This window comes from Streptomyces sp. NPDC030183 (assembly GCF_055573455.1).
In genome coordinates, this window is sequence record NZ_JBVIBK010000004.1 from 153,063 (window position 1) to 164,903 (window position 11,841).

The following is an 11,841-nucleotide window of genomic DNA, read 5'->3' on the forward strand; positions in this document are numbered from 1 at the left end:
GTGCGTCACGACCGGTCCCCTCCCGCTTCCCGCCGGGAGCGGGAGGGGACCTCTGTCATGCAGCGATCCTCAGGGAATCACATGGGTGCTCAGTGCTGTCCGAGGCGGCCTGTGCTCAGCAGGCCGGGCAGCGGGTTGATGAGGTCGCCGCTCGGGGACTGGCGCTGGGCGGTGGGGGCGGCCGGCCAGATCGCGGGGCAGTGGGTGTTCTTGCGCGGGGTCTTCAGGGTGAGCAGGTACCTGTCGATGGCCTTCCGTGCGCACGGGCTCAGCCAGTAGTCGCCGTGGCCGACGCCGTCGTAGGTGAGGAGGACGGCCTCACGGCCGATCTGCCGGGCCGCGTTGGAGCCCCAGGAGTACGGTGTCGCCACGTCGTAGCGGCTGTTGGTCACGAGGATCTTCGGGGTGCCGTCGACACGGAGCCGGTGCGGCGGGTTGGCCACCTCGGCCGGCCAGTCCTGGCAGCCGGTCAGATCGGTCCACGCCAGGGAGCTCAGCCGGGTGACCGGGGCGAGCCGGGCCAGCTTGCGTTCGTAGCGGGCGAGCGTGCCGTACGAGGGGACGTCGAAGTCGTAGTCCTGGCAGGTCACCGGGAGGTACGGGAACTCCGTCGGTTCGCCGCGCTGCCTGAGGGGTCCTGCCGGGGCGGGGGCGCCCGCGTTCAGGTCGGCGAGGTACTGGGCGAACTCGAACCAGACGGCCGGGTCGTACATGTTGCCGAACGCCGCGCCCTGGAGCTCCTGGGTGGTCACGGTGTGCGGCGGGTCGCCCGGCAGGACCAGCTCGCCGGCGGCCGCGCGCCTGTAGAGCGAGTCGAACAGGGCGCGGGCGTCCTGGCCGTGCAGCGCGCAGGCGGGCGTACGGGCGCACCAGTCGGCGAACTGGCCGTACGACTCCTCCATCGCGATCGTCTCGGTCCTCTGGTAGTCCCAGGTGCCCAGGCTGTGGTCCATGTTGGAGTCGAGCGTCATCGCACGGACGCGGTGCGGGTAGCGCTCGGCGTACTGCTGGCCGATGCCGGTGCCGTAGGAGACGCCGTAGTAGCTGATCCGCTTCTCGCCGAGACCGGCGCGGATCGCGTCCATGTCGCGGATGACGCTCCCCGTGTCCATGTGGTCGACGAGGGAGCCGGTGAGGGCGCGGCAGTTCTTGCCGAGGGCGCGGTTCGCGCGGCGCAGGGAGGTGAAGGACGCGGCGCTGTCCGGGTAGAGCAGTTCCGACTGCGCCGCCACCAGGTCGCCGTCGCACCGCACCGGGTTGCTGCGGGCGACGCCGCGCGGGTCGAAGCCCACGATGTCGAAGCGCTCCAGGAGCGCGGGCGAGAAGCTCTCGGGCGCCCCGAACGCGAAGTCCACGCCGGAGCCGCCCGGGCCGCCGGGGTTGATCAGGAGCGAGCCGATCCTGCGCGCGGGGTTGGTGGCCAGATGACGGGTGAGCGCCAGGTCGAGGGTGGCGCCACGCGGCTTCTTCCAGTTCACGGGCACAGTGAGGGTGGCGCACTCGAAGGTGCCCTGACCGGAGGGGGACTCACAGGGTTCCCAGGCTATGCGCCCGGGCGACGGGGTCTCGGCCGTGGGAGCGGCGACCGCGGTTCCGGTGAGCAACTGCCCGAACAGGGCGGTGACCAGGGCGCCGACGGTGATTCGCCCGCGCCGTCTGGGACGAGCGGTGGATCGGGCCAGTGGGGGGTGGGATGACACGGATGTCCCTCCAGGAGACAGGAGTTCAAAGGCGTCACAGCATGATCCCAACTGGCGTGCGAAGCAACAAACATGATGTCCACTCAGACGAGGGCTGGCCGGATCGGCTTGACCTTCACGCGGCGTGAGGCCGTTGAGTGGGCGCATGAGCGACTACTACGACGCGTTCGAGATGAGCCCCGTGCCGCCTCCCGGCCCCGACGCGGTTCCGCCGGAGCCGTTCCGCGGCATCTACGGGATGCCGGCGTTCGTCACCATCCCCACGACCGATGTGGCGGCCTCGGTGGACTTCTGGGGCCGCGGTCTGGGGTTCTTCGAACTGTTCAGCATCCCGGGCAGGGTGGTGCACCTGCGCCGTTGGGTGTTCCAGGACGTGCTCCTCGTCCCGGCGGAGAGCGTTCCGGAGCAGGCGCCGGCGCTCGGCGTCAGCTTCGCGTGCCTGCTCGGCCAGGTCGACTCCCTCGTCGAGGACTGCCGCTCCCTGCGCCCGGACTCGGTCGACGGGCCGCGGGACACTCCCTGGAACACCCGCGACGTGGTGGTGACCACCCCGGAGAACGCGCGGATCGTCCTGACCGCGGCGTAGCCCTTCGATCCGGCGAGTGAGGAGGCGCGGAACCTCGCGGCAGTCGGCATCACCCCACCGGGCGACGGTCACCGTGACAATGGGGGCCATGCCTGATGCGACGGACGCGGACGCGGACGCGGACATGGAGACGGACACGGACACGGACACGGACACGGGCACGGGCACGGGCACGGGCACGGGCACGGGCACGGGCACGGGCACGGGCACGATGGCGGACAGCGACGGACTGACCGTCGGTCAGGTGTCGGCGCGGCTCGGTGTGACCGTCCGCGCGCTGCACCACTGGGACGAGATCGGTCTGGCGCGGCCGTCACTGCGCACGGCCGGCGGATACCGGCTCTACACCCCCGCCGACATGGAACGCCTCCACCGTGTCGTCGTCTACCGCGAACTCGGCGTCGGCCTCGACGGCATCCGGTCCATCCTGGACGACGCGACCGCCGAGGTGTCCGCCGCGCTGCGCGCGCAGCGTGCCCGGGTCACCGAACGGATCGACCGCCTCCGGCGGCTCGGTACCGGACTGGACCGGATGATCGACGCCCATGAGCGCGGCCCGCTGCTGACCGTGGAGCAGCAGGCGGCGATCTTCGGCCCGGCATGGAACCCGGACTGGCCCGCCGAGGCCCGGCGGCGCTACGGGGACACGGAGCAGTGGCAGCAGTACGCCGAACGCTCCGCTTCGCGCGGCCCGGAGGAGTGGCAGGCCGTCGCCGACTCCGCCGCCGGCCTCGAACGTGCCCTCGGGGAGGCGATGGACGCGGGTGTCGCCCCCGGTGATCCGGAGGCGAACCGGCTCGTCGAGCGGCACCGCGAGGTCTTCTCCGCGTACTTCCCCCTCACCCGGCGGATGCAGGTCTGCCTCGCCCGCAGGTACGAGGCCGACCCGGGGTTCGCCGCCCACTACGACGGCGTCCGCCCCGGCCTCGCCGCCTGGTTCCGTCGCGCCGTCGACGCCGACGCGCGCGCCCACGACATCGACCCGGACACCGCGACCTGGGAGTAGAGCCCCGGGGGGAAGACCACGTCTCGCCGCCCCGGCCGGCCAGGGGCGAACACACGCGGTGCGGGGCTGCACGGGTGCGGGCCGGCGGCGTCGGGTGGTGCGGTGCCGGTAACCGCGGACGGCACTCGTACGCCGCTCGATCGGCCTCCCCCGACGTAGTGCCGGCCTACCCGGCGCTGGGCTGCGCGGTGCGGGGCCGCGGCCGGGGGGCGGGCTGTTCGCCCGAGCCTCGGATGATCAGGCGGGTGGGGACGGTGATCGTCCGGGCCCGGCCCCGGTCACCGTCGAGGCGGGCCAGGGCCGTGGTCGCGGCCGCCCGGCCGAGTTCCTCCGCGTCCTGGGCGACGACGGTCAGGGCCGGCTCCAGCGCCTCGGCGAGCGCCACGTCGTCGAAGGCGACCACGGCGACCTCCTTGCGCTTGCTGCGGGCGAGTTCCGCCACGATGCCCAGCGCCATGATGTTGTTGCCCGCGAACAGGGCGGTCGGGGGATCGGCCAGAGCGAGGAGCTGGGCGGTCGCGGCCTCGGCGCCCTTCTGGTCGTGGGCGTTGGCGACGAGGGCGCGGTCGTGCGGGAGGCCCGCCTCCAGCAGTGCCGAGCGGTAGCCCGCCTGGCGCTCACGGCGGGTGTACAGCTTCGGGGGCAGGTCGCCGACGAAGCCGATCCTGCGGTGCCCGTGGGCGACGAGGTGCGCGACGCCCTCCTGGGCCCCGGCCCGGTTGGAGCTGACGATGCTGTCGGTGACCAGGCCGACCCCGGGCCGGTCGAGGAAGACCACGGGCAGCCCCGCCGTGCGGTGGGACTTCAGATGGGAGTGGTCGGCGCCCACGGACGGGACGACCATCAGGATGCTGACCCGGCGGGCGAGGAACTTGTCCGTGAGGGCCCGTTCCCGCACGGGGTCGTCCGCGGACGAGCCCATGAGCAGCGTCAGTCCGCGGTCGCCGACGGTGTCCTCGATGGCCCGGGCGACCGCCCCGAAGAAGGGGTTGGCGAGGTCGGGGATGACCAGCCCGATCGTGGTGTCCGGGCCGCCGACGCGGATGTTGCGGGCCATGAGGTTCGGCTGGAAGCCGAGCTTCGCCACTGCGGCCAGTACCTGCTCCCTGGTCCGCGCGGAGACGGGCCCGTCCTCGTTGAGGACCCGGGAGACCGTCTTGGCGCTGACCCCCACCTCTCGGGCGACATCGGCCAGGGTGGGGCGGCGGTTCGCTGCCATGGAGGAAACCGTCTCCTGAAGGGCTCTCCTCTCCGGCCGCGGCCTTCGGCCGGAGACGGGAGAGCGGGGTTGGGCTGTCAGGTGGCCCGGACACCGGCGGCCTTCGCGGCCTCCGAATCCGCGACGACAGTATCTCCGGCCGCGTCGACGGTGAGTGCGCCGGTCATGATGGCGACCACCTCGGCCATGGAGTAGTCGGAAGGCTTGATCACGGCGGCCCGCCGGCCCAGCCGGTGGACGTGGATCCGGTCGGCGATCTCGAAGACATGGGGCATGTTGTGGCTGATGAGGACCACGGGCATGCCCTTGTCGCGGACCCGGCGGATCAGATCGAGGACCTGGCCCGACTCCTTGACGCCGAGCGCGGCGGTGGGCTCGTCCATGACGACCACCGAGCGGGCCCAGGCCACGGCGCGGGCGACCGCGACCGCCTGCCGCTGTCCGCCGGAGAGGGTCTCCACCGCCTGCGTGAGCGAACGCAGACCGATCTTGAGGTCGGCCATGTGCTCGGCGGCCTCCTGCCGCATGCGCTTCTTGTCGAGCATGCGGAAGGCGCTGCCGAGGACACCGGGGCGGCGCAGTTCACGACCGAGGAACATGTTCGAGGCGATGTCCATCGACGCGGCGACCGCGAGGTCCTGGTAGACCGTCTCGATGCCGTGGGCGCGTGCGCTCTGCGGGCCGGAGAACGTGATGGGCTCGCCGTTCAGCCGTATCTCGCCCGCGTCGGGGACGACGGCGCCGGTCAGGGCCTTGATGAGGCTGGTCTTGCCGGCTCCGTTGTCGCCGATGACGGCGAGCACCTCACCGGGCAGCAGATCGAAGTCGGCGCCGTCGATGGCGGTGACGTGTCCGTACCGCTTGACGAGGCCGCGGGCCTGCAGCACGGGCGTGGGGGCGGGGGTCGCGGTCATCGTGCCTTCTTCCGGGAGATCTGGTCGACGGTCACCGCGAGGATCACCAGGACGCCCGTGATGAGGGTCTGGTAGATCGAGGCGACGCCCATCAGCTGGAGACCGTTGCGGAACACACCGACGATGAGGACGCCGATGAAGGTGCCGAGCACCGAACCGCGGCCGCCGAAGAGGCTGGTGCCGCCGAGGACCACGGCGGTGATGCTGTCGAGGTTGTCGGTCTGCCCGGCCTGCGGATCGCCGACGCCGGTGCGGGAGATGAGCAGCAGGGCGGCGACGCCGTACAGCAGACCGGCCACCGTGTAGACGCCGACCGTGAGGCGGGAGGTGCGGATGCCGTTGAGCCGCGCGGCCTCGGCGCTGTTGCCCAGGGCGTAGACGTGCCGGCCCCAGCCGGTGCTGCTCAGCGCGTAGGCGAAGAGCAGGAACAGGGCGATGGTGACCAGGGAGCCGTAGGTGACGTCTGTGTAGCCGAGGGGGAAGGTCTCGCCGAGGGCGGTCAGCGGGCCGGGCAGATTGCTGACCGTCTGCTCCTCGGAGTAGATGTGCGTCAGCGCGAACGCCACGTTGAGCATGCCGAGGGTGACGATGAACGGCGGCAGCGGGATCTTCTGCACCAACAGGCCGTTGAGCAGCCCGAAACCGCCGCAGACGACCAGGCCCAGCGCGATCGCGACCAGCGGCGGGACGGAGCCCTCGGCCGCCATCTTGGCGATCACGATGCTGCCGAACGCCATCACCGCCCCGCACGACAGGTCGATCCCGGCCGTGAGGATGATCAGGGTCTGTCCGATGGCGAGGGTGCCCACGACCATGACCTGCTGGATGATCAGCGAGAAGTTGCCGCCGGTGAGGAACTGGTCGGTCGAGAACGAGAAGAAGGCGCACGCCAGGAGGAGGGCGGCCAGGGGGCCGGTGGTCGGTGCCGTGAGCAGTCTGCGGACCGTGGTCGGCGCTTTGAGCTCCGAGTACGGCGATGTCGTCGCTGTCATGCGAAGTCCTTGTCGGAAGACAGAAGTCCTGGTCGGCGGACGAGGTGTCCTGGTCGGCGGACGTGGCGTCCTGGTCGGAGGACTGGGGGAGGAGCCCCCGCCACCGGTACGAGGGGGCGGCCGTCCCCGGTCAGGGAGGGGGCGGCCGCCCGGCTGAGGGCGGTGGCGGGGTCGTACGGTCCCGGGGAGGCTCAGCCCCAGCAGTTCTCCAGGCCGTAGGCGGTGTCCTTGGAGTCGACGCCGTCCTGCGCCTTGTCGGTGATCAGCGTGACGCCGGTGTCGGTGTAACCGGACGCCTTCTTGCCGTCCTTGGCGAACGCCACGACGGCCTTCACGCCCTCGGCGGCCATCTTCAGCGGGTACTGCTGCGAGGTCGCGGCGATCTTGCCGTCCTTGACCGCCTGGGTGCCGGTGCAGCCGCCGTCGACGGAGACGATCAGGACGTCCTTCTCCCGGCCCTTGGCCTTCAGCGCGGTGTAGGCGCCGAGGGCCGCAGGCTCGTTGATGGTGTAGACGACGTTGATGTCGGGGGACTTCTGCAGGCAGTTCTCCATCGCGGTCTGGCCCTTGGCCTGGTCGCCGCCGGTGTCCTGGGCGCAGACGACGTCCTTGTCCGAGGCGCCGAAGCCCTTGAGGAACCCGTCGTGCCGCTGGACGCCGACCGAGACGCCGGGCGCCAGGTCGAGGGTGGCTATCTTCGCCTTCTTGCCCTTCATCGCGGCCTTGGCGTACTCGCCGATCAGTTCACCGGCCTTGAGGTTGTCGGTGGCGAAGAGGGCGTCGACGGCCTTCTCCGGGTCGGTCGGGGTGTCCAGCGCGATGACCAGGACGCCCTTGGCGCGGGCCTTCTCGATCGCGGGCACGATCGCCTTGGAGTCGCTCGGGGTGATCAGGATGCCCTTCACACCGGCGGCGACCATGTTCTCCAGAGCGGTGACCTGCCCGGCGTTGTCCCCGTCGAACTTGCCTGCCGCGGTGGACAGTTCGGCCCCGTTCTCCTTGGCCGCCTTCTCCGCGCCCTCCTTCATCTTCACGAAGAACGGGTTGGTGTCGGTCTTGGTGATCAGGCCGACCTTGACGGTGCCCGAGCCGGAGCCGGAACCCGAGGAGGAGGAGTCCGAACCGGAGCCGGGGCCGCAGGCCGTCAGCGTGAGGGCCGCGACGCCCGTGACCGCGGCCGCTCGGAGGAGGGAGGAGGACAGACGAGAGGTGCGAGACATGTTCGACTCCTGTGGGATAGCGAGCGGCACGGAGCTGGGCCACCCGGGGTGTCATCGTTGACTTATGTCATCGTTGACACTGCATGGCGAGGATGATGGACTCCGGATCCGGGCAACGTCAATGCCTTCCGCCCGTCACAAATCGGCAACGTACGCGGCCGTCGTCCCCTACGGCCGGTGAGCCCCCTGTCGTCGTTCCGGCCCCTTCGCCCGGTCCTTCCGGGCCTTCTTTCGAGAGAGAGCAGCCCATGAGTCCGAGTCGGATCACTGTTCTGGGAGAGTGCGTCGCGGACGCCTTCACGGAGCCGGCCCCCGCCGCCGACGAACTCGCGCTGCGGGTGCTGCCCGGCGGTGGACCCGCGAACACGGCGGTGGCCCTGGCCCGGCTCGGCACCCCGGCGCGCTTCCTCGCCCGGCTGTCGGGGGACGTGTTCGGCCGTCTGTTCCGGGCCCATCTGGAGGCGTCGGGCGTCGACCTGTCGTACGCCGTCGCCGCCGCCGAGCCCAGCACGCTGGCGGTGGCGGAGCTGGACGCCACCGGGCAGGCCGCGTTCTCGTTCCACGCCCAGAACACCGCCGACTGGCAGTGGACCCCGGACGAACTGGCCCGGGTGGACCTGTCCGGGACGGCCTGTGTGCACACCGGCTCGCTGGCGCTGGTCCGCGAGCCCGGCGGCGAAGTGGTGGAACGTTTCCTGGAGGCGGCGGCCTCCCGGGCCACCGTCAGCGTCGACCCCAACGTCCGGCCGCTGCTGGTGCGCCCCGAGGTCTACCGCGCACGTCTGACGCGCTGGTGCGGTCTCGCCGACATCCTGCGGCTGAGCTCCGACGACCTGGACCTGCTGCTGCCTGGCACGTCGCCCGAGCGGGCGTGCGACACCTGGCACGCCGCGGGGGTACGGCTCGTCGTGATCACCCTCGGTGCCGACGGCGCCCTCGCCTCCCTCGACGGCGAGCGGGTGCGGGTGCCCGCGGTGCCCACGAAGGTCGTCGACACGGTCGGCGCGGGCGACTCCTTCACGGCCGGCCTCCTGCACCACCTCGGCACCCTCGGCCTGCTTGGCGGCCGGCTGGACGGGCTCGCTCTCGACGAGGTCGCGGAGGCGTGCGGGTTCGGCGCCCGGGTGGCGGCCCTGACCTGCTCGGTGGCGGGCCCCAATCCGCCGTGGCAGCAGCAGTTGGCCCAGCTCACGCCCGTCGCGGGCGCCTGAACCGCGGCCCGCGCCCACACCGTCCCATCCACCCGACCGACAAGGACACGAGACCGTGAAGAAGACCCTGCTCGCCGAGTTCACCGCCCGTGAGGGAACGCGCGACGAGGTGGCCCGCCTGATCGCGGAGTACGCCCTGAAGGTGCGCGAGGAGGAGGGCAACCTCGCCTTCGACGTCTACACGAAGGCGGCCGAGCCGCGCGCCTTCTGGATCTTCGAGGTGTACCGCGACGAGGACGCCTTCCGGGCCCACCTCGACGCCCCGTACGGCAAACCCTTCAACGCCGCGCTCGTGCCGCTGATCGAGGAGGACGCCTCCGTACTGACGTTCCTCGATCCGCTGACGGTCGCCGATCCGCCGGCGTGACCGGTCCGTCGGCGTGACCGATCCGTCGGCGTGACCGGGCCGCGGCCGGTGGGGCGCGGCCGGTGGGGCGCGGCACGGTCACGGCCGGTGGGTCACGGCCGGTGGGGCGCAGGGTGTCCCGGGCGGGTCGGGCCGAGCCGCCCCGGACGAGGTGCGCTGTCGGTCGGCCGGGTCAGCGCTGGGTGTAGATGAAGCCGATCTTGTCCGCCTCCTCGCCCGCGCGGCCGTGGAAGCCCGCGATCTGCCAGCCGGACGGGGCGGTGCGGGTCACGCATGTGGAGGTCGTGGTGCCGCCGGCCAGGGTGCGGCCCAGGTTGGTGGTGAACTTGGCGGAGAAGATCCGGGTGCGGCCGTCCTTCTGGCCCTGGCACAGGGTGGCCGCCGTGAGGTACTCGCCGCTGCCCAGGGTGAGGGAGGACGCGGTGCCCCCGGTGCCGCCGTGGGCGAGCACGGTGCCGTTCGCGAGGGTGAGGCTCAGCTGGTCGACACGGGTACCGGCGCGCAGGGCCACGGTGGTGGCGCGGGCCCCGGCCGGGATGCTGTCGATGTCGTTGAAGTAGTCGCCGTGCGGCCCGCCGAACTGGTCGCTGAGCTGGAAGGCGGCGTTGCGCGACCAGGAGAAGTCCACCGTGAGCGGGTCGTGGTCGGAGAGCATCAGACCGCCGTCGGTGAGGAACTTGGCGTGCTCGTTGTTGTAGCGCGTGGCGTTCAGCGAGACGAGCTTGCTGCCACGGTAGAGGATCTTGTCGACGACCTCGCAGGTGTTGGGCACGGTGGTCCCCGTCTGGTCGCAGACCAGGGCGTCACTGCCCTTCGCTGGGGCCACGCCACCGCGGATCAGCTTGACCCACGGGTCGGTGAGGCCGTTGGCGGCGGCGAACTCGGCGATGGTGTCGCCGGAGCGGGTGTACCGGGTGTTGGTGTCGCCCATCACGACCACGGCGTTGCCCGCGGAGTGGGAGGCGATGAAGTCGGTGAGCTGGCTGAGGTTGGCCCGGCGGGCGGCGAGGTCGTCGTCGTTGGTGCCCGCGTTGGTGTGCAGGTTGTAGAAGTCGACGTAGACGCCTTCGGCGAGCCGCTCGCGCATGAAGGTGAAGCCCTTGGGGGTCAGGCAGTCGCCCGAGCCCAAGGTGCAGTTGTTCCAGCGCACCCGCTCGAAGTCGTCCTCGTCGTAGGGGAGTTTCGAGAGCGTGTTGAGACCGCTGCCGATGCCGGCGCCGCCGCTGGTGGGGGTGCGGTACGGGTGCGCGGTGTCGGCGGCGTAGAGGAGGGCGTGGTAGTTGAAGTCCTCCTGCGCGTGGACGACGTCGTACGACGCGATGCGTTGGCCGATCGTCGTGGTGCTGGGCTCGCGGGGCGTCGGGGCGCTGGAGATCGCCTCGGGCAGGCCGGCGACGTTGTAGCTGAGGACGTTGAAGGTACCGGAGCCGGCGGCCGCGGCGGAGGGGGCGGCCGCGGTGAGCCCGCCGAGGACGGCGGCCGCCGTCGTCAGGCAGGCGAGGAGTCTGCGCATGGGGAGTTCTCCTGGAGCTGAAGTGGAGCCGTGGAGGTCGGGGGAAAGCGGTTGCCGGGTGAATCGTGGCTGAGGTTACCCACGGTTACTCGGGTTGTGTCGAGAGTTTGGGCAGCATTCAAAGGGAGTTGCCGTCGTGTACGCCCGGGCTCGGCGGCTCGCTCGGCGCGTGTGATGCTGGCGGCATGACTGGGAGGCGCGAGGTCGTGGTGGTCCGCTGGCCGGGGCGTGCCCCCGGTGACGAGGAAGGGCCCGCCCGGTTGCTGGCGGACTACCACTTGCGGACCGAGGCGGAGAAGGGCCGAGCCGTCGCCGGGGTGGACGAACTGCCCGAGCGCTACCGGGCGGAGGTCGCGGATCCACGGACCGCGTTCGCCGCCGATGCCGTGCTGCTGGCGATGAGCGGACAGGCCGCGGTGGGCTGCCTGGTGGTGACCGCGCCCGTCGACGGATGCTCCGAGATCAAACGTCTCTGGACGGACCCCGCCCACCGGGGCAGGGGCGTCGCGTCCGGCCTGGTCGGCGCGGCGCTGGCGCACGCCGCGGACACCGGGGTGACCGCCCTGCGGCTGTCGGTGTGGGGGTGGCGCACCGGAGCCATCGCCCTCTACCAACGGCTCGGCTTCACCGCCACCGAGTCGTGGGACCCGAGGGATCAGCTGGTGTGCATGCGGCGGGGGGTCTGAGGGGGCCGGGGGCTGTGCGAGCCGGAGGGCTGAGGGGACCTGTGGTCTGAGGGGCCGGGGGTCTGAGGGGTCGGGATCGGGTGGGCCGGGTCGGTGGCCCCTGGTTCCCTCCTGTCCACCGTGGACCCGGCGCCGCCCCGCCCCGCGCAAGGAGGCGGGCCTGCGGCTGAACGGCCTCACTCCCCGTGAGACCGAGGTTCCTGACGCTGGTCGCGCAGGCTCCGTCGAACGGGGAGATCGCCGCGACGCTGGTGGTGGCGGAGCAGACCGTCAAGACGCCCATGACCCGGCTGCTGGCCAGGCTAGGAGTCCGGAATCGTGTCCAACTCGTCGTCGTGGCCCACGAGTCGGGGCTGATCACACCGGGGCGGTCGTGAGCGAGCCGTCGGCTCGCGAGGAACCCGCGTGCGAAGACCGGTTCGCCGGC

11 protein-coding genes and 1 pseudogene are annotated in these 11,841 nt (G+C 71.6%); 6 read left to right on the top strand and 6 right to left on the bottom strand.

Annotated features, from left to right (window positions below; translation table 11 throughout):
* Positions 1-89: 89 nt before the first annotated feature.
* Positions 90-1,478 (bottom strand): alpha/beta hydrolase, encoded by a 1,389-nt coding sequence (locus tag ACZ4Z2_RS06760; RefSeq protein WP_468073089.1) that lies wholly within the window; start codon positions 1,476-1,478, stop codon positions 90-92.
* A 367-nt stretch (positions 1,479-1,845) separates the two neighbouring features.
* Between ACZ4Z2_RS06760 and ACZ4Z2_RS06765 the strand changes: the two are divergent.
* A pseudogene (locus ACZ4Z2_RS06765) lies at positions 1,846-2,382 on the top strand (VOC family protein).
* Positions 2,383-2,497: 115 nt separating this feature from the next.
* On the top strand, positions 2,498-3,292 hold the full coding sequence (locus tag ACZ4Z2_RS06770) for a MerR family transcriptional regulator (protein ID WP_468073360.1): 795 nt from the start codon (positions 2,498-2,500) through the stop codon (positions 3,290-3,292).
* A 166-nt stretch (positions 3,293-3,458) separates the two neighbouring features.
* Here ACZ4Z2_RS06770 and ACZ4Z2_RS06775 read toward each other — a convergent pair whose 3' ends face one another.
* The 4 genes from ACZ4Z2_RS06775 to ACZ4Z2_RS06790 all read right to left on the bottom strand — a co-directional run bounded on the left by ACZ4Z2_RS06775 (position 3,459) and on the right by ACZ4Z2_RS06790 (position 7,637).
* Entirely contained in the window at positions 3,459-4,511 is a 1,053-nt protein-coding gene (locus ACZ4Z2_RS06775; protein ID WP_468073091.1) for a LacI family DNA-binding transcriptional regulator, read from the bottom strand.
* A 77-nt stretch (positions 4,512-4,588) separates the two neighbouring features.
* Entirely contained in the window at positions 4,589-5,425 is an 837-nt protein-coding gene (locus tag ACZ4Z2_RS06780) for an ATP-binding cassette domain-containing protein (RefSeq protein ID WP_468073093.1), read from the bottom strand.
* Entirely contained in the window at positions 5,422-6,417 is a 996-nt protein-coding gene (locus ACZ4Z2_RS06785; protein WP_468073095.1) for an ABC transporter permease, read from the bottom strand. The genes ACZ4Z2_RS06780 and ACZ4Z2_RS06785 overlap by 4 nt, the downstream gene beginning before the upstream one ends.
* A 191-nt stretch (positions 6,418-6,608) precedes the next feature.
* Positions 6,609-7,637 carry a substrate-binding domain-containing protein gene (locus ACZ4Z2_RS06790; protein WP_468073097.1) on the bottom strand — a complete coding sequence of 343 codons (1,029 nt, stop codon included), beginning with the start codon at positions 7,635-7,637 and terminating at the stop codon, positions 6,609-6,611.
* Between the two features lie 248 nt (positions 7,638-7,885).
* On the opposite strand from ACZ4Z2_RS06790, the gene ACZ4Z2_RS06795 reads away from it, so the two are divergent.
* Both ACZ4Z2_RS06795 and ACZ4Z2_RS06800 read left to right on the top strand, forming a co-directional pair.
* Positions 7,886-8,848: a carbohydrate kinase family protein gene (locus ACZ4Z2_RS06795; protein WP_468073099.1), complete on the top strand. Its 963-nt coding sequence runs from the start codon at positions 7,886-7,888 to the stop codon at positions 8,846-8,848.
* Between the two features lie 55 nt (positions 8,849-8,903).
* Positions 8,904-9,215 (top strand): putative quinol monooxygenase, encoded by a 312-nt coding sequence (locus ACZ4Z2_RS06800; RefSeq protein ID WP_468073101.1) that lies wholly within the window; start codon positions 8,904-8,906, stop codon positions 9,213-9,215.
* A 172-nt stretch (positions 9,216-9,387) separates the two neighbouring features.
* On the opposite strand, the gene ACZ4Z2_RS06805 is transcribed toward ACZ4Z2_RS06800, so the two are convergent.
* Entirely contained in the window at positions 9,388-10,728 is a 1,341-nt protein-coding gene (locus ACZ4Z2_RS06805) for a jacalin-like lectin (RefSeq protein WP_468073103.1), read from the bottom strand.
* A 185-nt stretch (positions 10,729-10,913) separates the two neighbouring features.
* On the opposite strand from ACZ4Z2_RS06805, the gene ACZ4Z2_RS06810 reads away from it, so the two are divergent.
* Both ACZ4Z2_RS06810 and ACZ4Z2_RS06815 read left to right on the top strand, forming a co-directional pair.
* A complete protein-coding gene (locus ACZ4Z2_RS06810; protein ID WP_468073105.1) occupies positions 10,914-11,414 on the top strand; it encodes a GNAT family N-acetyltransferase in 501 nt (166 codons plus the stop codon).
* Positions 11,415-11,599: 185 nt separating this feature from the next.
* Entirely contained in the window at positions 11,600-11,791 is a 192-nt protein-coding gene (locus ACZ4Z2_RS06815) for a response regulator transcription factor (protein WP_468073107.1), read from the top strand.
* Positions 11,792-11,841: the final 50 nt, after the last annotated feature.